Source organism: Sphaerisporangium sp. NPDC005288, from assembly GCF_040607475.1.
In the GTDB taxonomy this organism is placed as follows: Bacteria; Actinomycetota; Actinomycetes; order Streptosporangiales; family Streptosporangiaceae; genus Sphaerisporangium; species Sphaerisporangium rhizosphaerae.
The window spans coordinates 82,419-103,772 of record NZ_JBEXGT010000004.1 but is presented as its reverse complement, the minus strand read 5'-3'; the positions used below and the strand labels follow the sequence as shown (position 1 = coordinate 103,772).

Sequence of the window (21,354 nt, the reverse complement as noted above, 5' to 3'; positions counted from 1 at the left end):
ACGTACACGATGTTCCGGTCTTCTCCGGCTTTGTCACGACTTGTTAGGGCGTGCGGGTCAGCCGCCGATGTCGGCGAGATTGTCGTTGTAGGGCTGCGCCAGCTCGTCCAGCACCTGCGCCGGCGTCTTGCCGCCGTTGATCAGCTCCTGGACGCCGGCGACCAGGACGTCGTAGTAGCCGGGCGCCGGCCAGTCGGGGTAGAAGGCCAGCCCGTCCTGGGTGGACAGCTTGTTGAAGTTCTCGATCAGTTCCTTGTTCTTCTCATCGGTGATCGCCGAGGGGTCGGCCGCCACCGGCACGCCGCCCGCGTTGCCGAGCTTGTTCTGGATGTCCTTGTTCATGGTGATGTCGATGAAGTCGTAAGCCAGGTCCTTGTTCCTGGACTTCTCCGGCACGACCCACAGGTTGCCGCTGGAGCCGGCGCTCATCTGGTTGCCCGGCCACAGGAAGCTGCCCCACTGGAACCCCTTGGCCTCGGTGGCCACCCGGCCGTACCACCAGCTGCCCGAGATCATGATCGGGAACTTGCCGGACATGAAGGCCGTGCCCATGTCCTCGGCCTTCAGCCCCGCCGAGTCCTTGGCGATGTAGCCCTTCTTCACCCAGTCGGCGAAGGTCGTGGCCGCGTAGGTCCATTCGGGGCCGTGGAAGTCGACCTTGCCCTTGTAGAGCTGGAAGGCGTCCACCCAGGGACGCTGCGCCTTGCTCAGCGCGAGCTGGTACACGATCTGCTGGGCGGGGTACTCGGCGCCGCCGAGCGAGATGGGCGTGACGCCGGCCTTGGCGAACTTGTCCAGCGCGGCGGTGAACTCCTCGAACGTCGTGGGCACCTTCACGCCCTGCTTGTCGAAGGCGTCCTTGTTGTAATAGACCATCACGTACTCGGCGTAGTTCGGGATGCCGAACCACTTGCCCGTCCCCATGATGCCGCGGTCGTCGTAGCGCGCCGTGGTCTGCAGGCTCGGGCTGAGCAGCTTGTCCCACCCGCGCTTGGCGACCTGCTCGCTGAGGTCGGTGAGCAGCCCCTGCTTGGACAGCAGGCCCGCGGTCGCGTTGCCCTTGTTGTACTCCATGATGTCGGGCGCCTGGTCGGACCCGAGGACCATGCTCGCGGTCTTCTGGATCTGCTCGAAGCCCTTCTCCTCCACCTTCACCTTCACGTTCGGGTGGCTCGCCTCGAACCGCTTGACGGCCTCGGCCCAGGCGACGCCCATGGCGCTGGTGGCACCCTCGTAGTGCCACAGCGTCAGGGTCTTGGCCTCGTTCGAGCCGCCCCCGCCGCTCGTGCCACTCGTGCCCGAGGAACCCGATGAGCCGCAGGCGGCGAGTGTCAGCGCCGCCGCGACCAGCGCGGCGACGATCCCTGTTTTGGACATGGTGTTTCTCCAGTTGTGCTAGCCGACGACGACCGTGGCCGGGGCGCCGGCGACGGGGGCGATCTCGACGGTGGTGATCGGCAGGGGACCGGTGACGCCGACGCGCAGCACATCGCCGTCCCGGACGGTGGTGATCGTGGTGTCGCCGTCGACGTCCCTGATGATGGTGCTGCCCCCTCCGCCGTAGGCGACGACGGCGACATCGGTGAACGGGCCGTCGCCGACCGTGTCGCGGACCTCGGTCACCGGGATGAGGGCGCCGTGCCGGACGAACAGCGGGATCTGCTCCAGGGGCTTGGTGACGGTGATGTAGCGCCCGCCGCGGTGGACCTCGTGGGTCCAGTAGTCCACCCACTCACCCTGGGGCAGGTACACCTGCCGGGTGCCGTCGGCGGAGGTCATCGGGGCGACCAGCAGGTCGCGGCCGAGCAGGTACTCAAGGTCGGCCTGCCAGGCCACCGGGTCGCCGGGGTGGTCGACGCACAGCGCGCGCATCATCGGCGCGCCGGTGCGGGCCGCCTCGACCGCGGCCGAGTAGATGTAGGGCATGAGCCGGTAGCGCAGCCTGATCGCCTCGACCGCCAGGTGCTCCACCGCGGGGAACTCCCACGGCTCGCGGCTGGTGGTGCCGTGGAAGCGGACCAGCGGCGACAGCGCGCCGAACTGGGCCCACCGCACGTACAGGTCGTCGGAGGGGGTTCCGGTGAAGCCGCCGGCGTCGTGGCTCCAGAACGGGATGCCCGACAGGCCGTGCGACAGGCCGCCGCGGATGGTGCTGCCCATGGCGGGATAGGAGGTGTAGGTGTCCCCGCCCCACTGCGCCGAGTGCCGCTGGCCGCCCAGGAAGGACGAGCGCGCCCACACCATGCCGTGGCCGTTCACCTCGCGGGTGACGCCGGAGACGACGTCGTTGAACATCAGCGAGTAGACGTTGTGCAGCTCGGTGCCGCTCATGCCGTTGTGCGCCACCGAGTCGCTCGGGACGCCCTCGGCGAAGTCGGTCTTGAACAGCGCCACGCCCTGCCGCAGCAGCCCGCGCAGCAGGCCGGTGAACCAGTCGACGGCCTCGGGGTTGGTGAGGTCGATGATGCCGCAGGCCGGGTACGAGCCGTGCCAGGAGTCCGCGACGTAGGTCTCACCGTCCTGGTCCTTCAGGAAGTACCCCTTGGCGGCGGCGTCGGGAAAGTCCGGGCTGAGGTGGGAGACGTAGGGGTTCATCCACAGGCAGGTCTCGAAGCCCTGCTCGCGCAGCGTGGCGAGCATGCCCTCGGGGTCGGGGAAACTCTCGGCGTCCCACCGCAGGTCCGACCAGTGGCCGAGGGTCTGCCAGTAGCAGTCCAGGTGGAGCACGTCGCAGGGGATGCCGCGCTCGCGGATCTTCCTGGCCCGCGCCAGCACCCGCTCCTGGCTGTCCTTGAAGAAGCCCGAGGAGATCCAGCTGCCGAAGGCCCACTTGGGCGGCAGGGCCGGCGCGCAGGTCAGCGTGTCGTACCGGGCCAGGACCTCCGGGATCGACGGGCCGGCGATCAGGTAGTAGTCGATCAGGTCGTCCGGGACGACGATCTCGACACAACTGTGCGTCGCGCGGCAGAGGTCGAACTCCACCGGCATGCCGCTGTCCACCAGCAGGCCGTAGCCGCGGCTGGAGACGAAGAATGGAACGTTCTTGTAGGAACGGTCGGACTCCGCGCCGAAGGCGTCGAAGTTCCACATCAGCGGGCGCTGGCCCCGCTTGTCGAGCGGGGTGAACTTCTCCCCGAATCCGCCGAAGTGCTCGTCCGGCTGGGCGACCAGGCTCTCCTGGTAGGCCACCGCCGCGCCCTCGACCAGGGACCGCCCGAACGGCAGCGTGCGCAGCCGGCCGCTGATGTCCACATGGCCGCGGTCCTGCTCGGTCAGCAGTCGCCCGTCGCCGTCGGTGAAGCGCAGGTGCCAGGGGTCCAGAGTGATCTCGGCGCGGACCGCGCCCGCGTCGACGACGACCCGGCCCTCGCCCGCCTCCACCCGCGCCCCGCCGAACCGGCCCGGGCGGACCATCTCGATCGCGCGCGCCGACCGGGTGCGCGCCGCGACGTCCTCTCCGAGCCGCACGCGGATCACGCCCTCGCCGGCCACCCCGACCTGGACGACCAGCACCTCCTCGGCGGAGGTGGAGACCTTGAAGGTCACCCCGTCGCCGCCGGAGGCCATCACCTCGGCCCGGACGAGCGCGGATAGCCCCTGCTCCCCCTGGGCGCGTACCGGCAGCTCCGGCGGATCGGCGCTGAAGTACTCGTGCGCGACCAGGGGGGGACGGTACGGCATTGCGGCGCTCCTGGCGGTCCGGGTGAAGACGACGCGAATTAGTTTGCCGACTATACGAACAAACGTCAACGCCATGCGCGCCGGTGGAAGTGCCGTTGACAGCGCGGCGGACCCGTCCTTAGTTTGAGCACCGCACGAATTCACGGCGGCCCGCGACCGTAACCCGAGGAGAGGCCATCGACCGTCCGAGGGGCATGCCCGGGCTCTGCCACGGCACCGACCTGGTCACCGGCGCCGGGACCAGAGGCCTCGTGACCCTGCCCCTCAGCGGGTACGCGGTCGTCCGCCTCCACGCCCCCGAATGAGATGTCACATCCACCCGGGCACCTCGCCGGGCGGGTGCAAGCGGGCGGCAACAGGATCGCAAGCGAGCGGAGGGATGGTTCTCCCAGACACTCGGCCTCCGCTGGAGGGAGAACGCGATGAGACGCGTCAGGATCGCCCGGCCCCGCCCGGGACACCGTCCCGAGACGATGATCCCTCTCGATCTGCGCTCGCCTTCCGGGCGTCCGCTGCCATACTAGAGATCTTTACAATAGTCTTACGCCGACCTCTGTAGACATCTCATGTAACGAGATCATCACGCCGGGGGGCTAGATGAGAAGGCTGGCCGTGGTGCCCGCGTACATTCCGCGGCACAAGGTGCGCGACATCCGTTCGGCGCACCGTCGAAAGCCCGCGAACGAGAGCAAGGTCGTCCACCTGCAGGCCTACACCGGCCGCAACGTGATCCGCTTCCCCCGCCCCGGCGACGGCACCCCCGCCGCCTGACCGGCGCGCCCTCATCGCCCCGCCGCGGCGTACTCGCACGGCGTATTCGCGCGGCGTATTCGCGCGCGGTATTCGCACGGGGTATTCGCACGGGGACGGAACGTGTCTATGCTGAGTGCCTAGAGCACAGGGGGCCAGGGATTCGCGGGGGCCCGCCCACCGAGGCATGACGCGACGAGTCGCGAAGCACCAGGGAGGGCACCGTGATCGAGAACGACGAGTCACCGCCGGCCGCCTCCGCGGCGAACGCCCGCCGGGAACTGCCGTTCACCGAGGGCTCGGTCTGGTCCATCCAGTTCGCCCAGACCAAGCCGGGCATGACCGCGGAATACCTGCGCAACCTGGGCGCCGGTTGGACGCCCCTGATGGACGAGGCCAAGCGCGAGGGCCTGATCCTCGACTACCGCGTGCTGGTCGCTCCGCATGTCAATCGCGACGACTGGGATGTGATGCTCATGGTCGAGGTGCGGAACATGGCCGCCCTCGACGGATACCAGGAAAAGATGAACGACCTGGCCGGCCGGGTCAGCGCAGGGAACGCCAAGCAGGACTGCGCCCAGTTCCGCGACTTGCTCGGCATGAAGCTGGTCCGCGAGATCACCCTGAGGAAATAGGCGTCAGAAATAGGCGTCGTCGGCCGAGACCGGAGGAGTTCGCGTCATGGACGCAGCATCTGAGACGACCACCCCCAAGAAGAGACTGGCGCTCAAGCGGGAGACCGTGCGCGATCTCAACGACCCGATACTCACCACGCAGGGGTGGAGCCTGTGGACCTGCGAAGAGACCGCCGACATGGGGCGGGGCGAAGGCGGGGGCGAGCAGGGCGGGTGAGCGCCGGAACCGGCCGCGGATGCGCCTGAGGCCGATCCCGCGCGTCTCCCGGGGAGACTTCCGGCCGGCGCGGCTGGCCGGCCGTCCCCTGGTGGTCCTGGACAACACGCCTGGCTGGCCCGCCTTCACCCGCTGGCACGAGGGATACCTGAGATCCGTGGCCGGCCACCGCGAGGTGGCCGTGCGCGAGACGAACGGGCCACCCCGCAACATCTTCCAGAACCTCGCCGAGGGCGGCCGCGTGCCGTTCGGCGACTACCTGGACTGGGTGGTCGAGACGGCGCGGGAGCTGGAAGGCATCGCCGGTCACTCCGGCGTCCGGGACATCACCCGCGCCGTCGCCGGCAGCGGATTCGACGTCTCCTACTACCTGGACGCGAAGCTGGGCCAGTTGTCGCGGACGCTCCTCGCGGACGCGCCGGCCCCCGGCTGGTACCGCTCTCCCCCAGTGGACACCAACCTGTGGCTGGGCGTCCTCGGCACCTCCTCCGGGCTCCACTGCGACGTGACGCCCAACTGCAACGTGCAGGTGATCGGCCGCAAGCACTTCATCCTCTTCCCGCCCTCGCAGTCGCGGCGGGTATATCGCATTCCACGCGTCACACATTGCCGGTTCGACCCCAACGACCCGGACTTCGACCGCTTCCCGCTCGCGCGCCGTGCGTCGGGCTGGCAGTGCACGCTTTCGCCGGGCGAGTCGCTGCACATCCCGGTCGGCTGGTACCACCAGGTCACGGTGGTGTCGGCCTGGGCGCTGAACGTCAACTTCTTCTGGCGACGGCCGTTCCCGCAGGGCATCGCGACTCCGCCGCTGTGGCGGTTCCTGCTGCGGCGAGGGTGGGCACGGGCGAGACGGCGGCGCGGGGAGTGAGGAGCGGGCACGGGGAACCCGCCTGGCAGGCGTCGGGCTTCTTCGTGCTCCGCACGCCCGGCCTTCCGCTCGACGCGCTGCTCGCGCTGGGCGAGGGCCTCGAAGGGGCGGCCCACCCGCATGAGGCGGCACTGCTGGACCGCGACCGCGCCCGCGTCCTCGGCAGGCTGCGCGCGCTGTGCCTGCGGCCCGACGTGCGCGAAGCGCTCATGGTCGCGTCCCCGTCGCTGGAGCGGCGGCTGGACGACTGGGCCGGCGCCCCGGACGGCGCGCCCCGCGCCGGGCACAGCCTCCTGCGCTACGTCGCCCGCATGGCGGGACGCGCCACCCCGTTCGGGCTCTTCGCCGGCTGCTCGGTCGGGGTCGTCGGCGACGAGACCCGGCTGCGCCTCCCGGGCGGGGAGACCTATCGACGCCACACCAGCCTGGACGTCCGCTACCTCGACGCCGTGGCGGAGGCCCTGCACCGTGATCCGGCCGTGCGGCGGCACCTCAGGTACACGCCCAATTCCAGCCTCTACCGGGTGGCCGGGCGGCTGAGGTACACCGAGGCGCGGCCGGCCGGCACCGGGACGTCCTACCATCTGGTGGCCGTCGAGCCCTCCGTCCACCTGGACGCCGCGCTCGCGCGTGCGGCGGCGGGCGCCCTGCCCGGCGAGGTGGCCGACGCCGTCCGCGCCGCCGTCCCCGAGGCCGGCCCCGATGAGGCGCTCGACTTCGTGGACGACCTGATCGGCGCCCAACTGCTGGTCTGCGAGCTCACCCCGGCGGTCTGCGGGCCGGAGCCGATCGACGAGATCCTCGGCGGGCTGGGCGGCGCGGCCGGACCGCACGCGGCGCGGGCCCGCGCGGTCCTGGGCAGGGCGCGTGCGATGCTCGCCGACCTCGACCGGTCGCCGCCCGGCGCCGCGCCGGAACGCTATCGCGAGGTCTCCGAGGCGCTCGACGCGCTGCCGATCGGGCCCGTGACCCCCGTCGCCTTCCACGTGGACCTGACCAAGCCGGCCGCCGTGACGCTGGGGCGCGAGGTGGTCGCCGAGATCGAGCGCGGCGTGCGCGTCCTGCATCGCATCAGCGGCGTGGGCCGGCGCACCGACCCCCTGGACCGGTTCCGCGAGGCGTTCGACCGCCGGTACGGCGGGCGAGAGGTGCCGCTCTGCGAGGCCCTGGACGAGGAGATCGGCATCGGATTCCCCGCCGCGGAAGCGCCCGGCGCGACGCCGGCCCCGCTGCTGGACGGCCTGGCGTTCAGGCCTCCGCCGGACGTCGGCGCGGCGCGTTTCGGCCGCCGGGACGCGCTGCTGCTGCGCTGGCTGTCCGAAGCGGGACGCACCGGAGCGACCGAGATCGCCTTGGGTGGGGAGGAACTGCGCGCCTTGCGGGAGGCCGGCGAGGAGGCGGCCGTCATGCCCGACTCCTTCGGCGTGATGGCCACGATCCTCGCGACCGGCGAGGAGGCCGTGGCCGCGGGCCACTACCGGATCCTGTTGTCCGGCGCCGGCGGCCCGTCCGGAACGAACCTGATGGCCCGCTTCTGCCGCCGGGACGAGGAGCTGAGCCGCCACGTCCGGGCGCATCTGCGGGCCGAGGAGGCCCTGCGCCCCGACGCCGTCTTCGCGGAGGTCGCGCATCGCCCGCCGGGCAAGGTGGGCGACGTCCTGGTCCGGCCCCATCTCAGGGACCACGAGATCGTCTATCTCGGGCGTTCCGCCGAGCCCGGGCGCCGGATCCCGCTCACCGACCTCGTGGTCGCCGTCACCGGCGGGCGGGTGGTGCTGCGCTCCCGCTCGCTCGGCCGCCAGGTCCTCCCCCGGCTGGCGACGGCACACCGTACCGGCGGGGCCGGCAACCTCGGCGTGTACCGCTTCTTGTCCGCTCTGCGAGGGCAGGGCGTGACGAGCGGGCTGTCCTTCTCCTTCGGGGCGCTGGAGGACGCGCCGTACCTGCCGCGGGTCACCGCCGGCCGGCTGGTGCTGTCCCGGGCGCGCTGGAACCTGTCCGGCGGGCAACTGGCGGAGCTGGACGGGCCGACCACGGCGGTGCGGTTCGCCGCCGTGCAGCGGCTGCGCGCGCGCCTGCGCCTGCCGCGCTGGGTCGCCGTCGCCGACGGGGACCGGCGCCTGCCGGTCGACCTGGACAACGCGCTGTTCACCGAGATGGCCGCCGGCCTGCTGCGCGGTCGCTCCTCGGTCCGGATCGAGGAGGTGTTCTTCGGCTCGGACGAGGTGCCGGTGACCGGGCCCGAGGGCCGGTTCGCGCATGAGCTCGTCGTGCCGTTCCTGCGCGTACGGGACCCGGCGACGCCCTCGAGGCCGAGCCCGGCGGTGAGGCCGGCCCGTCGCGGCGTCCCGCTCGGCGGGGTGGGGCCGGTCAGGCGAAGCTTCCCTCCCGGGTCCAAATGGCTCTACGCCAAGCTGTACACCGGGCCCGCGAGCGCGGACGCGGTGCTCCGGCGCGTCGTGCGCCCGGTCGTGCGCGACGCGGTCTCCGGCGGCGCGGCCGACCGCTGGTTCTTCGTCAGGTACGCCGATCCGGACCCGCACCTCCGCCTGCGCCTGCACGGCGACCCCGCCCGCCTGACGGGCGAGGTGCTGCCCGCGTTGCTCGGCGGCTGCGCGGCCCTGCACGCCGAAGGCATTCTGTGGCGCACCCAGCTGGACACCTACGAACGCGAGGTCGAGCGGTACGGCGGCCCCGAGGGGATCGTCCTGGCCGAGCGGCTGTTCCACGCGGACAGCGACGCCGCGCTCGACGCGGTCGGGACGGTCCCGGGCGACGCGGACGCGCGCTGGCGGCTGACGCTGGCCGGTCTCGACCGGTTGCTCGGCGACCTCGGCCTGGACCTGAACGAACGGCTCGCCGTCGCCGGGGCGCTGCGCGACCATTTCGGCAGGGAGTTCCGGGTGGACGCCGCGTTCACGCACCGCCTCGGCGCGCGCTACCGCCGCGAGCGCGCGGCCCTTGAGACGCTGCTCGGGCCGGAGCCGCCCGCCGGCCCGCCGCCCTACGCGGCACGGTCTCGCGCGCTGGCCTCCGTGGCCGGCGACCTGGCGGCGTGCGCGGAGGCCGGCCGCCTCACCCGTCCGCTCACCGCGCTCGCCGGCGGCTTCCTCCACATGCACGCCAACCGGATGCTGCCCTCCGCCGCCCGAGCCCAGGAGCTGGTCCTGTACGACTTCCTCGGTCGCTGGTACCGGTCGCGGGCGGGGCGGCGGCTCAACGGGGCCGGCGCAGCAACAGCGCGTCCGGCCGCCGATGGTCCACGATGAATCCGGCGCCGAGGAACGGGCCGGCCTGGCGCGGGTTCAGGTAGACGACGTGGAATTCCCGGGGGGCGCGATCGAGTGATTCGCGTATCCGGTCGACGACCGCGCTCATGGTGTCCGCGCCGAACGGGTTGAACAAGTACGCCACGGTGACCTCCGCGGGCACCTCGAAGGACGCGGCGTCGGCGCACGTCACCGACAACGCGCCCGGACGGCGGCGACCGTATCTCGCGATGTTCGCGGTGGCGATCGCGCACAGTTCGGGCGATGATTCGACCCCGATCGCCGTGCCGAAGCCGTGTTCGGCGGCGAGCATGAGCGCCCGGCCCTTTCCCGCGCCGAAATCCACCAGGGCGCGGCCGTCCGCGGCGAACCCGGCATGCCGCAGGATCTCCGCGAACAGCAGCGGATTGGTGCCCTCGTGCGCGGTGGCGCGGCCGGGCGGTTCCATCGAGGTGTCCGTCCCGTGCCGCAGGTCGAACAGCACCTCGTGCAGGGCCAGCCGGGCCGTGCGGGCGACGCCGCGTCCGCGGCGCGCGGCCGCGAAGGAACGCGCGATCATCCACGCCTGACCCGCGAGCCGGCGGAACATTGCGCGCCTTCCCATGGCCGTCCTGAATATCATTTCACCGTGCATTTCCACAAACCATCTCAATCCACCCAGAACGGATTGGCATGATCGACGCCGAAAAGGCCCTGGACGGAAACAAAAGACGTCTCTAGACTCTGGGAATCTGCACTATCAGCGGGGGTGCGCATGCGCATCGCGCTTGTGACCTGTTTCAATGCCGACTGGCACCACGGCAAGGTGCCCTCACCCTATGTGCCCCTCAATCTGCTCACTTTGGCGGCGCACGTGCGCGCGGCCGGGCACGAGCCCATCGTCGTGGACCAGACGCTCGCGCTTTTCGACGGCACGGCGACCGACGGCCCCGGTTTCCACCGGGACGTCGCCGGCTTCATCGCGGGCTTGAACCCGGACGTCGTCGGATTCACCACGATGTGCAATTCCTATCCGCAGACGCTGGCATTGGCCGGGGAATGCCGTGATCTCCTACCGGAATCGAAGATCGTCCTCGGCGGGCCCCAGGCGAGCGTCGTGGACGTGGCCACGCTGACGGAGTTCACCTCGATCGACGCCGTCGTGCGCAACGAAGCCGACGTCTCCCTCAGCGCCATGCTCGGCGAGCTGTCCGGCGACGGCGACCTGGGCCGCGTCCCCGGGGTGACGTGGCGGCGGCCCGACGGCACGGTCGCGCGCAACCCCGGCGCGCCGCTGCTCCAGGACCTGGACGAGCTGCCCTACCCCGCGTACGACCTCTACCCTTTCGACCAGATCAGAGTGGGTCTGGCGCCGGTCGAGGCGGGGCGGGGCTGTCCCTACGGTTGCACATTCTGTTCCACCAACGTCTATTTCAACCGGCGGCACCGCATCAAGTCGCCCGAGCGGCTGGTCGCGGAGATGCGGTTCCTGCACCAGGCCCACGGGTTCTCCCGGTTCGATCTCGTGCACGACATGCTCACCGTCGACCGCCGCTGGGTGCGGCGGTTCTGTGAGGTGCTCCGCGACGGCGGCGAGGGGTACTCCTGGGGGTGCAGCGCGCGCACCGACAGGGTGGACGACGCGTTGCTGTCGGAGATGGCGGACGCGGGGTGCGTGGGGGTCTTCTTCGGCGTCGAGACCGGCGCCCAGCCGTTGCAGCCCTCCATCAAGAAGCGCCTGGACGTCTCCCATGTCCTTCCCGTCATCTCTTCCTGCGTCGACAACGGCATCTCCCCCACCGCGTCGTTCATCACAGGGTTCCCCGACGAAACGGTGACCGACGCGCTGGACTCCTTCGAGCTCGCGCTGGACGTTCTGGAGCTGTCGCACAAGACCTCGGCGCAGATGCACCTGCTGGCCCCGCTCACCGGCAGCCCGTTGCACGCCCAGCACCAGGACGAGCTGCGGTTCGACGGGCACAGCTCGGACATCTCGCTCTTCCTGCTGAACGAGGCCGAGATCACGCTCGTCCGCCGCCACCCCGACATCTTCGCGAACTTCTACTTCATCCCCACCCCCCACCTCGACCGAGAGCTGGCCAAGGCGGTCTCCGCCGCCACCTACACCTGCCCCCTGCTGTTCATCGCCTTACGGCACGCCGGCGCCGACCCGCGCCGCGTCCTGACCGGATGGACCGCGTGGCAGCGCCGCACCCTTTCCGGTGAGCAACGCGCACAGGACTATTTCCTGTACCGTTTCGTGCTCGACCTGTGCGCCTACGTCAGGGCCGAACTGCTGCCCGAGCTGATCGACCGGGCCCCGTATCTCCCCGACCTCGTCGAGTACTTCGAGGTGCGTTACGCCCTCCAGCGCGGGCTCATCCCGCAGCCCACGGTCTTCCGCCGCTTCGACTGGGACGTGCGGGCGCTCAGTGAGTCGTTGCGCGGCGCCGGCGGCCCGCCCGACGCCAGGCCCGGCGCGCACGACCTGTTGTTCGTCGACCTGAAACTCGTGCGGCAGCGCGGTTACGTCTTCCTGGAAGCGAGCGTGCCACGGACGCCTGACCCGCTCGTGCGGGCCGGCGACGTCCTGGAGATCCGCGACATCGCACGGCAGCTCGTCAGCCGGCCCCAGCTCGTCATCCGCAACCTCTCACAGCAAACAGGCTTCACCACCAGACACCACCTGGAGGAACGGCATCTCAGGGCGATGGGGCTCATCCCGGCGCAGGCCCCGAGCCCCGTGTAGCCAGGCGCCGATCACGCGAAGCCGGGCCGCAGCGGAACACCAGACCGGAGGAAACGCGATGGACACCCCCGAGACGACCACGCCCTTCGACGAACTGCCCTTCGAGAAGCTGCCGTTCGACGAGCTGCCGCTCGAAGAACTGCCGATAGAGGACCTCGGGCTCGTGGAGCTCGAGTCGCGCATGGAGGCGGAAGGGGAAGCGGGCGGCGTCGTCACCGTGGTCACGCAGATCGTCACGGCGCAGTGGTGACCGGTCGCCGCCCCGCGAACCCGGGCGCGGCGCCCGTCAAGCAGGAGACGCACGTCGGCTGGCAGGGTGACAACGTCCTGGTGCACGACGCGCGCCGGCCGATCACGCGCCGGCTCCGGCGAGCGCTGAGCGTGGACGGCCTGCCCGCCGCCGGCGCCCCGCCCTCGGAACGTCGCATCGCGGCCGGCGTCGACACGCGCGGCTTCTCCACCTACCCGCTGCTGTTCTACGGCGCCTTCCCGAACATCTCGCTCGCGGAGCTGCGCGCGCTGTGCACCTGCGGATCCCTCCTTTTCGATCACGTGCTGTGCCTGGACCAGTTGTGCGACCGCCCATCGCCGGACGATTCCGGGACGCTCCTGCTGAGCACCGCGCTGTACCGGGAGGCGCTCGGCATGCTGCACGAGCTGTTCCCCGCCGGCAGCCGCTTCTGGACCTGCTTCGACCGCAACTACGAGCACTTCAGCCGGGCCATGCTCGCCGAGGGGGCACGCCATCGCGACCTGGTCACCCCCTACCCGCCGGACGACCTGGAGATGATCTACTCGGGGAAGTCGGCGGTCGCCAGGAGCTGCCTGGCCGCGCTCGCCGCGCTCGACGGGAACCAGCAGGTCATCGAGACCCTGGAGGCGTCGCACGACCTGTTCTACATCGGTTTCCAACTGGCCGACGACCTGGACGACTGGCGCGCGGACTACGAACGCCGCATGTACACCTATCCGCTGACGCGCGCCTTCCTGTCCGCCGGCTGGCGGGACCGCGTCGAGTCAGGCGCCAGGCCGAGCGTGGAGGAGGTCGGCGACCTGCTCGCGCGCTCGGGCGCGGCCGAGGAGACGCGGGCGCTCGCCCTCCGCTATCTGGCGCGGGCGCAGGCCGCCGCGTCCGGTCTGGAGGTGGACGGCTGGTCGGGGGCGATCAGGAACGCCCACCGGCGGATCAGCGAGATGCGCTTCGACGGGACACGGCCCGCCGAAGCGGACGGCGAGCCCGCGGTCGAACCGGCGCCCGAAGGCGGGGTCCGGATGCGCTGGAGCGGCGGGCGCGCGGCCGACGCCCCGATCACCCGCACCTGGTATCCCTGGCTCGCCCCCGCGAGGGAGCCCCGTGTCACCGACGATGACATCCTGCGCGAGCAGGCGGGAATCCTGGCCGAGGGCCAGGGCGTCCACTCGCTGAGCGAGGCGCTCTACGACGTCGGCCGGGCCGTCCACGCCTCACTGCGCGCCTTCCCCGGACGCGGCCTCGAAGCGCACCTCGGCGTGTCGGCGGCGGAACTGGCCTGGCTCCGGCGCCACGACGCCTGGCTCGACGGATTGCTGGCCGACGGCCTCGATGAGCCGCCAGAGCTGTGGACGCCCGCCGAACGGAGTTCGGGATGGGCGCCCCCCGCCGTAGGCCGGTATCTCGGCTACCGGCTGATCTCCGACTGCTCCGGGGAACCGGCGGCGGCCGCGCCTCCCTCCATGGACGCCGTCTTCCGGCACCACCGCACCCGGTCGATCGCCTGAGGGGCCCGAGATGACGTTGCTCATGGTCGAGACGCGGCGCGCCGACGAGAGGTTCGGCGCGCTCTGGTCGGCCTGGCAGCGCGAGCAGGGCCGGCCCGGCGCCTTCGGGCGCCGCGGCGCCGAGGCGCTGTTCGATCACTTCCCCTTCCTGCTGTGGGAGCACTTCCCGGCGGTCACGCTGGGGGCCGCGCGCCGCATCGGCCTGGCCGCCCGGGCGCACGGCATGGCCTCCGCGCTGCGGGACGCCTGCGCGCGCGGCGAAGACGAGACGTCCGGCGGCGGGAGCGCCCGCGCCTGGCTGCACGAACTCGCGCGGCGGCAGCTCGAGCCGCTCATCCCGCCGGGCGACCCGTACTGGCGGCTGCTCGCGGACGGCCCCGAACCCGCGGTGCTCCCTGCCTGGAGCCACCTGCCGCACGCCACGGCAGCGGCCTTCGCCGCCTGCGGCGGCGACCTGGAGATCCTGCCACCGGTCCAGGAGTCACAGACGCACCTCTACGCCGGCCTGGTGCTCTACCGCGACTGCGTGCGGTGGAAGCGGGACTTCCTCAGCGGCCACCGCTCGGAGGTCGTCGCCCGCGTGCTGGACGCGCTCGGCACGCCCGCGTTCGGCCCGCTCCCCGGCGTGCCCGGAACCAGAGCGCTCCCGGCCACGCCCGGAGCCGAAGCGCATCCGGCCACGCCCCAAGCCGAAGCGCTTCCGGCCGCGCCCGGAGCCGGGGAACGCGAAGCGCGACTGACCGCCGCCGCCCGCGCCTTCCACTACGGCGGCATCGCCGAGAGCGCCCTGGACGCCGCGACCGAGCACCTCGCCCGTTCGATGGCCGCCGTCACCGACCTGCCCCCGGTCTCGTGGGCCGCCATGCTCGCCCGCCTGCACGGCGAGGTGCTCCGGCTCCGCTCCGACCTCGCCGAGACGCGCGCCCGTCACCTCGCCGCGGCACGCGGCCACACCACCGGTCCCCCGCGCCCCCGGACCGCCGCGCGCCTGGCCGACATGAGCGAGAAGGCGGTCCGCGCCGCCGTCGCCCACATGAGCGGGGAGCAGTACGCGGACGGCCACTGGGGCGACTTCCTGGTGCTGACCCAGCAGAGCACGTCCTGGGCGACCGGCTACGTCGGCTGGAACCTGGCCCGGGCCGGCGTCGGTGGACCCGTCCTGGACGCGGCCGCGCGATGGCTGGTCGAGAACCGCTCGCCCGGCGGAGCCTGGGGGTACAACGGCCACTGGCCCTGCGACATCGACTCCACCGCGAACGCACTGCTGTTCCTGGTCGACCGCCCCGGCGTCGACCGGGCGCTGCTGGAACCGGCGCTGGACCACCTGCTCGCCTCCCAGGCCCCCGATGGCGGCTTCACCACGGTCGACGACCTGGACGCCTGGCTCGTCCGGTTCCGCGCGCCGACCGACGACGCCCCAGGGTGGACGGCGGCACATCCCTGCGTCACCGCGATGGTGGCGCTGCTGCTGAGCCGCGTCGACGGCGACCGGGCGAAGGCGGCGGCGGAGGCGGCGCTGACCTTCCTGCAGCGCGGCCAGCGTCCCGCGGGGTACTGGGACGCCTACTGGTGGGTGGGCGGGCTGTACACGACATGCCGCGCGGTCCAGGCGCTGTGCGCCGCCGGACGAGAGCTGCCGGGCACCGGCAGGACGCTGACCCGCGCGGCCGGATGGCTGCTGTGGAGCCGGCGGGCCGACGGCGGATGGTCCGGAGGCCACCGGGAGGGCAGCGGCGCGTTTCAGACCGCGCTCGCCGTGCAGGCCCTGTGCGCGCTGCGGGACGACCACCACGACCGCGACGCCCTCGAACGCGCCGTGGCGGGCGGCGTCCGGTGGCTCGCCGAGCACCAGCTTCCGGACGGGAGCTGGCAGGCCGAGCCCATCCTGCGCGTTCCCCGGCCGGCCGTCGTCGAACCGTGGCGAGGCGTCACCTGGACCGAGTCGATCCTCGGCCTCGACATCGTCGTGCCCGACTGGCGCCGCCTGTTCACCGGCGCGGCGGCCGTGCACGCGCTGCGTCAAGCCGCCGGCCCAGAGAGCGGCTCGGAGAGCCGGCCCACGCGAAAGCACGCGTTGAAAGGAGAAAGGTGATGTCAGAGCAAGCGACGCCGAAGAATCTCCCGGTGCGCATCCGCGCCACGGGCCCGGAGGAGGTGCGGCGGCTGACCGCCATGATCCGCGAGGCGCTCCCCGACGCCACGTTCTCCGTCCAGGAGCGGGTGGAGGACGACAAGGGGTCGGTCGCGGTCGTGGTGACGGCCCGCGGCACGCACACCGGCCGGGTGGGGAACTACGCGCCGACCGGCGAGCCGGCGACGGTCGTCATCGTCTCCAGCCTCGCGACCCGCCCGAGAGCCGAGTAGCGCCCGGAGCGCGGGTCAGGGAGCGAGGGGGCGGGCGAGGGCGTCGGAGGTGAAGGGCTCGGGGTACGGCGAGCGGGCCAGGGCCTCGGCGCGGGTCAACTCGCCCGCGGCGACGGCCCGGCACAGCCGGGCGACCTCGGCGAGCTCGTCCCGCTGCCGGGCGACGAACGCCGCGTCCACCGGCTCGCCGTGCCCGGGGACCACCGTGCGCGGCGCGAGCTCCAGCAGCCGGTCGAGCGCGGAGGGCCATGCCTGCGGGAAGGCGTCGTCGAACGCCGGGGGCGCGCCCTGCTCGACCAGGTCGCCGGCGAACACCACGCCGCTGTCGGGCACGTGGACCACCAGGTCGTGACCGGTGTGCCCGGGGCCGGGACCCGCCAGCCGCACCACCCGGCCGCCCAGGTCGAGCTCGGTCACCGCCCCGGCCGCGCGATCGGGAAGGACGATGCGCGCGGCGGCCAGACGTCCGGCCGCCTCGGGGTCGCCTTCCTCGCGGTAGTGCTCCACCCAGGCCGAGCGCTGCCTCTCGCCCGTCGCGACCAGGTCGGCGCGGCAGCCAGGGTGGGCCCAGACCACGCACTCTCCGAAGGCCGCCGTGCCGAAACAGTGGTCGAAGTGGGCGTGGGTGAGCGCGACCGACCACGGCAGGCCGGTCAGCTCGCGCACGGCCGCCGCGAAGGCCGCTCCCTGCGCCTCGTCGGCGCCGGTGTCGACCACCACGCAGGCGCGGTCGCCCGCCACCAGGCCGAGGGTGAGGTCGAGCTCGTCATGGCGCCGCGCCCAGGCCCGGTCACCGACCTCGACCCACCGCCCCATCCGCGTCCTCCGCCCTCGACGACCGGCCCAGTCTAACGAGCGGGATGCCGTGAACGACGGCGGCGAGCCCACGGCCGGACGCGGGACCACGAGGGGGTCCCGCCCGCGGCACGACCCGCGCCCACGCCGCGCCGCAGGTTCGGGCGTCCTGGCATTCCACGTGCTCGCGGGCACGGCGTGGGTACGGCGTGGGTGCTGCGTGGGTACGGCGAGCACGGTCCCCGGGCGTTCGGGTGTGCCCGGCCGCGGAACCGGCGGGGTCAGGGAAGGGGGGTGAGCATGCGGTGGGGGATGCGCATCGCCACGGTGACGGGGTCTTCCCGGTCGTTCGGCAGGCCGGGGCCGGGGCGCACTTCGACCTGGTCGGGCTCGGTGTGCGCGCCGCACGCGGTGCACGCGGCGTACCGGTCGAGCGGCGCGTCACAGGGCTGGTGGAAGAACAGTCGCCACGGCTCGTTGGTGACGGCGTGCCGCTCGCCCCATCGTCCCAGCATGTAGACCGGCGGCCACAGCTCGCGGCCCGCGGCGGTGATCACGTACTCCTCGCGCGCGGGCGAGTCCTGGTAGCGCTGCTTGGTCAGCACCCCCGCCTCCACCAGCGTGTGCAGCCGCTGCGACAGCACGGCGCGGGGGATGTCCAGGTGGGCGAGGAAGTCGCCGTAGCGGCGCACGCCGTAGAGCGCGTCGCGCACGACCAGGAGGGTCCAGCGCTCGCCGAGCAGTTCCAGCGCCTTGGCCAGTGCGCAGTTCTGCCCGTCGTAGTTCTTGCCCAATGCCATGCCACCATCTTAGTTCATTGAACGAACCGAGCCGTGTTACTGTCGGTTCATTCATTGAACTAATGGGAAGGCCCCCGCCGTGTCCCTCACTGCCGTCACCGCGCCTCCGCGGTCAGGGAAGACGCCGCGTACGACGCTCGCCGTGGCGTGCGCCGCTCCCCTGCTGGCGCTGCTGAACTACACCGTGCCGATGGTCACGCTGCCCGAGACCGCCCAGGCCCTCGGCGCCGGGCCCACCGGCCCGGCCTGGATCCTCAACGCCGTCTCCCTGGGCCTTGCCGCGCTGCTGCTGGTGGCCGGGGCCATCGCCGACGACCACGGACGCAGGCGGACCTTCGTCGCCGGCACGGCCACGCTCGCCGCCGGGGGCGTCGTCGCCGCGCTCGCCCCCACCACGCTGGTGTTCGTCCTGGCCCGCCTGGTGCAGGGAGGCGCGAGCGCGGCCCTGCTCGCCGCCAGCCTCGGCATCATCGGGCACGCCTTCCCCGCCGGGCACGACCGCGTCCGTGCCACCGGCCTCTACGGGGCGATGCTCGGGCTCGGCGTCGCGCTCGGCCCGCTGGTGTCCGGGGTGCTCGCCACGGCGGCGAGCTGGCGCGGCGTCTACTGGACGGTCGCGCTGTCCGCCGCCGTGCTGGCGGTGGTGGCCCACCGGTCGCTGCCGGAGTCGCGCGCCGCCGAGCCGCGGCGGGTCGACGTCCCCGGTGTCGTCACGCTGAGCCTCGGTCTGGCCGCGCTGATCGCCGGGGTCATCGAAGGACGGCTCGGCTGGGGCAGGCCCGTCGTGCTGTGGGCCTTCGCCGCGGCCGTCGTGCTGCCGGCCGCCTTCGCCGTCATCGAGACCCGCCGCCGCGAGCCGATGCTCGACATGGGCCTGTTCCGCCGGCCGCCGTTCCTGGTGGCCACCGGCGGCGCGCTCGTCACCGGTTTCGCGCTGATCGGGCTGATGAGCTACCTGCCCACCGTGCTCCAGGTCACCCGGGGCATGACGCCACTCGGCAGCGCCGCGCTGTTCAGCATCTGGTCGGGCCTGTCGTTCGTCGCCGCCCTGCAGGCCCGCAGGTTCCTCCCGCACGCCAGGGCCAGGCTCGCGCTCGGCCTTGCCTTGTCGGGCGTGGGCACGCCGATGCTGCTCGGGCTGGTCACCGGCTGGTCCTGGTGGAAGATCGTGCTCGGCCTGGCCGTGTCGGGCGTCGGCAGCGGCCTGGTCAACGCCGCTCTCACCCACCTGGCGATCGAAAGCGTGCCGCAGCACCGGGTGAGCATGGGCTCGGGCGCCAACAACACCGCCCGCTACGTCGGGTCGTCGCTGGGCGTGGCGATGATCGCGGCCATCGTCGGCGGGCACGGGCCGGCCGGGGGCATCGACATCGGCATCGCCGTGTGCTCCGCCCTGATGCTGGTCACCGCCCTCGCCGTGGCGCTGGTGCGCACCCACCGGGCGTGACGCCGGGCGCTCAGTCGAGCGCCGTCGGATCGGGAAGCCTGCTCAGGACCGTGTTGTGCAGGCGCTGGAAGACCATCGAGGTGCGAAAGCTCACGATCTCCTTGCGCTTGCTCAGCCGGTCGAGCAGGAACGCGTGCAGGTGGTCCAGATCTTGGGCCGTGACGTGCAGCAGGAAGTCGTCGCCCCCGGAGAGCACGAAGACGCTGAGCACCTCGGGCAGCCTGCCGACCGACTCCTTGAACGCCGTGATGACCGTGCGGCTCAGCGGGCGCACCTGCACCGACACCATCGCCTGGACGCCCCGGTTGAGCGCCCCGAGCTCGATGTCGGCGTGGTAGCCGCGGATCACCCCGCGCCGGGTGAGCGAGCGCACCCGTTCGAGGCAGGTCGAGGGGGCGACGCCGAGCTGACGGGCCAGCTCACGGTTGGACTGCCGAGCGTCCGCCTGGAGCAGGCGGACTATCTCCGAATCAAGTTCGTCCACGGGCGGTATTCTGCCACCACTTCCGGCCGGACGTTCGATCGAGGGGATTGCTGAACGGCCGTATGGCTAGCTTCGACGGTGTTCACCGACCGTCTGAAGGGATCCGCCATGCGACCTCCGACGAAGGCACCCCGTGGGACGTGCGACGGTCCCGCCGCCTTCCGCCAGCCGGCCTGTGACCTCACCGGCCCTCCCCGGGTGGCTTCCGGCGATTCCCCCGGCTCCCGCCCTGGGACGCGCGAAAACCCCGCCGGCTCTCCCCCGGCTCCGGCCGCGCCACCCCGTACCGCCGCGCCCCGTGCGGGCGGGCACCGGCTGGGCCTCGGGCAGGGCACCGCGCTGCTGGTGGGCGCCGTGCTCGGGCCCGGCGTCCTGGCGCTGCCGCGCCTCGCGGCCGACGCGGCCGGCCCCGCCTCGGTCCTCGCGTGGGCCGGCCTGCTCGCGCTCAGCGTGCCCGTCGCCCTCACCTTCGCCGTGCTCGGCGCGCGCTTCCCCGGCGGCGGAGGCGTGGCGGCGTTCGCCGCGCGCGCGTTCGGCCCGGCGGCCTCCGTCGTCGTGGGCTGGTGGTTCTACTTCTCCATCCCGATCGGCGTGCTGGCCGGCGCCCTCATCGGCGCGCAGTACGTCGGGGAGGTGCTCGGCCTCGGCTCCGGCGGCACGCCCGCGGTCGCGGTCATGCTGCTGACGGCCGCGTTCGCCGCCAACCACGCGGGGCTACGGGTGTCGGGACGGCTGCAACTGGTCCTCACCTGCCTGCTGGCGCTGCTGCTGGTCGTCGCGGTGCTGGTGGCCGCGCCGCACATCCGCGCGGCCGGCTTCACGCCCTTCGCCCCGCACGGCTGGGCTGGGGTCGGCCACGCGGCGGGCGTGCTGTTCTTCGCCTTCGTGGGCTGGGAGGCGGCGAGCCACCTGTCCGGCGACTTCGCCGACCCGCGCCGCGACCTTCCCCGCGCCACGGCGCTCACGCTCCTCGTCGCGGGCGCGCTGTACCTGGCCCTGGCCGTGACGACGGTGGGCGTGCTGGGCGCCGGGGCGGCCACGGCCGCCGTGCCGCTCGCGGCGTTGCTCGGGCACGGCCTCGGCCCCGCCGCGGGCCCGGCGGCCGCGGCGGCGGCCGTCCTGCTGTCCTTCGGGGCCGTCAACACCTACATCGCGGGCGCGGCCCGGCTCGGCGTGACGCTGGCCCGGGAGGGCGCGCTGCCGCGGCGTCTGGCGGCGGGCGCGGCGGCCGGCCGCGGCCTCGCGCTGCCCGCCGTCCTGACGTCGGGGTCGGTGGCGATCAGCGTGGCCTTCGCGCTGGACCTGGACACGCTCATGCGCGTCACCTCCGCGTGCCTGGCGGCGGTGACCTTCGCGGGCTGCGCCGCCGCGACCCGCCTGCTGAGCGGCCGCGGACGGTGGACGGCGGCGGTCGCGACGGTGTTCACCGTCGTCGTCCTGCTGTCCTGTGGCGCCTACCTCGCGGTCCCGGCCTGCCTGGCGGCCGTCGCGGCGCTGACCCGGCCAGGGGGGCGATGGACGACCGGCTATACACGTGTGTAGTCTCATGCACAAG

Annotated in this window: 18 protein-coding genes; 12 read left to right on the top strand and 6 right to left on the bottom strand. The window is 72.6% G+C overall.

The window, feature by feature from the left end; translation table 11 throughout:
* Positions 1–57: 57 nt before the first annotated feature.
* A complete protein-coding gene (locus tag ABZU32_RS05605; protein WP_354917575.1) occupies positions 58–1,377 on the bottom strand; it encodes an extracellular solute-binding protein in 1,320 nt (439 codons plus the stop codon).
* An 18-nt stretch (positions 1,378–1,395) separates the two neighbouring features.
* On the bottom strand, positions 1,396–3,681 hold the full coding sequence (locus ABZU32_RS05600) for a TIM-barrel domain-containing protein (protein ID WP_354917572.1): 2,286 nt from the start codon (positions 3,679–3,681) through the stop codon (positions 1,396–1,398).
* Between the two features lie 597 nt (positions 3,682–4,278).
* Between ABZU32_RS05600 and ABZU32_RS05595 the strand changes: the two genes are divergently transcribed.
* From ABZU32_RS05595 to ABZU32_RS05575, 5 genes are all read left to right on the top strand, one after another.
* A complete protein-coding gene (locus tag ABZU32_RS05595; protein WP_354917569.1) occupies positions 4,279–4,452 on the top strand; it encodes a hypothetical protein in 174 nt (57 codons plus the stop codon).
* A 203-nt stretch (positions 4,453–4,655) separates the two neighbouring features.
* Positions 4,656–5,066, top strand: coding sequence for a hypothetical protein (locus ABZU32_RS05590; RefSeq protein WP_354917566.1), 411 nt, complete (start codon positions 4,656–4,658; stop codon positions 5,064–5,066).
* 46 nt (positions 5,067–5,112) lie between these two features.
* Positions 5,113–5,283: a hypothetical protein gene (locus tag ABZU32_RS05585; RefSeq protein WP_354917563.1), complete on the top strand. Its 171-nt coding sequence runs from the start codon at positions 5,113–5,115 to the stop codon at positions 5,281–5,283.
* A gap of 19 nt (positions 5,284–5,302) precedes the next feature.
* The gene (locus tag ABZU32_RS05580) at positions 5,303–6,154 is read left to right on the top strand and encodes a cupin-like domain-containing protein (RefSeq protein WP_354917560.1); all 852 of its coding nucleotides are present in this window, start codon (positions 5,303–5,305) and stop codon (positions 6,152–6,154) included.
* Positions 6,097–9,423, top strand: coding sequence for a lantibiotic dehydratase (locus ABZU32_RS05575; RefSeq protein WP_354917557.1), 3,327 nt, complete (start codon positions 6,097–6,099; stop codon positions 9,421–9,423). Before ABZU32_RS05580 ends, ABZU32_RS05575 begins: the two co-directional genes overlap by 58 nt.
* Here ABZU32_RS05575 and ABZU32_RS05570 read toward each other — a convergent pair.
* Positions 9,371–10,027: a class I SAM-dependent methyltransferase gene (locus tag ABZU32_RS05570; RefSeq protein WP_354917554.1), complete on the bottom strand. Its 657-nt coding sequence runs from the start codon at positions 10,025–10,027 to the stop codon at positions 9,371–9,373. The genes ABZU32_RS05575 and ABZU32_RS05570 overlap by 53 nt on opposite strands.
* Before the next feature lie 150 nt (positions 10,028–10,177).
* Here ABZU32_RS05570 and ABZU32_RS05565 point away from each other — a divergent pair, with 150 nt between their 5' ends.
* Genes ABZU32_RS05565 through ABZU32_RS05545 form a run of 5 tightly spaced genes read left to right on the top strand, consistent with a single transcriptional unit; the run spans position 10,178 to position 16,273 of the window.
* The gene (locus ABZU32_RS05565; protein ID WP_354917551.1) at positions 10,178–12,151 is read left to right on the top strand and encodes a radical SAM protein; all 1,974 of its coding nucleotides are present in this window, start codon (positions 10,178–10,180) and stop codon (positions 12,149–12,151) included.
* A gap of 58 nt (positions 12,152–12,209) precedes the next feature.
* The gene (locus tag ABZU32_RS05560; RefSeq protein WP_354917548.1) at positions 12,210–12,401 is read left to right on the top strand and encodes a hypothetical protein; all 192 of its coding nucleotides are present in this window, start codon (positions 12,210–12,212) and stop codon (positions 12,399–12,401) included.
* Positions 12,398–13,909, top strand: coding sequence for a class 1 isoprenoid biosynthesis enzyme (locus ABZU32_RS05555; protein WP_354917545.1), 1,512 nt, complete (start codon positions 12,398–12,400; stop codon positions 13,907–13,909). The genes ABZU32_RS05560 and ABZU32_RS05555 overlap by 4 nt, the downstream gene beginning before the upstream one ends.
* Positions 13,910–13,919: 10 nt before the next feature.
* A complete protein-coding gene (locus ABZU32_RS05550) occupies positions 13,920–16,001 on the top strand; it encodes a hypothetical protein (protein WP_354917542.1) in 2,082 nt (693 codons plus the stop codon).
* Positions 16,001–16,273: an ester cyclase gene (locus tag ABZU32_RS05545; protein WP_354917539.1), complete on the top strand. Its 273-nt coding sequence runs from the start codon at positions 16,001–16,003 to the stop codon at positions 16,271–16,273. Before ABZU32_RS05550 ends, ABZU32_RS05545 begins: the two co-directional genes overlap by 1 nt.
* 15 nt (positions 16,274–16,288) lie before the next feature.
* Here ABZU32_RS05545 and ABZU32_RS05540 read toward each other — a convergent pair whose 3' ends face one another.
* Positions 16,289–17,089, bottom strand: coding sequence for an MBL fold metallo-hydrolase (locus tag ABZU32_RS05540; RefSeq protein WP_354917536.1), 801 nt, complete (start codon positions 17,087–17,089; stop codon positions 16,289–16,291).
* Positions 17,090–17,349: 260 nt separating this feature from the next.
* On the bottom strand, positions 17,350–17,868 hold the full coding sequence (locus tag ABZU32_RS05535; protein WP_354917533.1) for a helix-turn-helix domain-containing protein: 519 nt from the start codon (positions 17,866–17,868) through the stop codon (positions 17,350–17,352).
* 79 nt (positions 17,869–17,947) lie between these two features.
* Here ABZU32_RS05535 and ABZU32_RS05530 point away from each other — a divergent pair, with 79 nt between their 5' ends.
* On the top strand, positions 17,948–19,315 hold the full coding sequence (locus ABZU32_RS05530; RefSeq protein WP_354917530.1) for an MFS transporter: 1,368 nt from the start codon (positions 17,948–17,950) through the stop codon (positions 19,313–19,315).
* A gap of 10 nt (positions 19,316–19,325) precedes the next feature.
* Here ABZU32_RS05530 and ABZU32_RS05525 read toward each other — a convergent pair whose 3' ends face one another.
* A complete protein-coding gene (locus ABZU32_RS05525) occupies positions 19,326–19,799 on the bottom strand; it encodes an Lrp/AsnC family transcriptional regulator (RefSeq protein ID WP_354917527.1) in 474 nt (157 codons plus the stop codon).
* A gap of 198 nt (positions 19,800–19,997) precedes the next feature.
* Here ABZU32_RS05525 and ABZU32_RS05520 point away from each other — a divergent pair, with 198 nt between their 5' ends.
* A complete protein-coding gene (locus ABZU32_RS05520) occupies positions 19,998–21,341 on the top strand; it encodes an amino acid permease (RefSeq protein WP_354917524.1) in 1,344 nt (447 codons plus the stop codon).
* Positions 21,342–21,354: the final 13 nt, after the last annotated feature.

Excerpts from the sequence above, each read along its gene's own strand:
- ABZU32_RS05605 (WP_354917575.1), bottom strand. The coding sequence starts at position 1,377 with ATGTCCAAAACAGGGATCGTCGCCGCGCTGGTCGCGGCGGCGCTGACA.
- ABZU32_RS05600 (WP_354917572.1), bottom strand. The coding sequence starts at position 3,681 with ATGCCGTACCGTCCCCCCCTGGTCGCGCACGAGTACTTCAGCGCCGAT.
- ABZU32_RS05595 (WP_354917569.1), top strand. The coding sequence starts at position 4,279 with ATGAGAAGGCTGGCCGTGGTGCCCGCGTACATTCCGCGGCACAAGGTG.
- ABZU32_RS05585 (WP_354917563.1), top strand. The coding sequence starts at position 5,113 with ATGGACGCAGCATCTGAGACGACCACCCCCAAGAAGAGACTGGCGCTC.
- ABZU32_RS05580 (WP_354917560.1), top strand. The coding sequence starts at position 5,303 with ATGCGCCTGAGGCCGATCCCGCGCGTCTCCCGGGGAGACTTCCGGCCG.
- ABZU32_RS05570 (WP_354917554.1), bottom strand. The coding sequence starts at position 10,027 with ATGGGAAGGCGCGCAATGTTCCGCCGGCTCGCGGGTCAGGCGTGGATG.
- ABZU32_RS05565 (WP_354917551.1), top strand. The coding sequence starts at position 10,178 with ATGCGCATCGCGCTTGTGACCTGTTTCAATGCCGACTGGCACCACGGC.
- ABZU32_RS05560 (WP_354917548.1), top strand. The coding sequence starts at position 12,210 with ATGGACACCCCCGAGACGACCACGCCCTTCGACGAACTGCCCTTCGAG.
- ABZU32_RS05550 (WP_354917542.1), top strand. The coding sequence starts at position 13,920 with ATGACGTTGCTCATGGTCGAGACGCGGCGCGCCGACGAGAGGTTCGGC.
- ABZU32_RS05545 (WP_354917539.1), top strand. The coding sequence starts at position 16,001 with ATGTCAGAGCAAGCGACGCCGAAGAATCTCCCGGTGCGCATCCGCGCC.
- ABZU32_RS05540 (WP_354917536.1), bottom strand. The coding sequence starts at position 17,089 with ATGGGGCGGTGGGTCGAGGTCGGTGACCGGGCCTGGGCGCGGCGCCAT.
- ABZU32_RS05535 (WP_354917533.1), bottom strand. The coding sequence starts at position 17,868 with ATGGCATTGGGCAAGAACTACGACGGGCAGAACTGCGCACTGGCCAAG.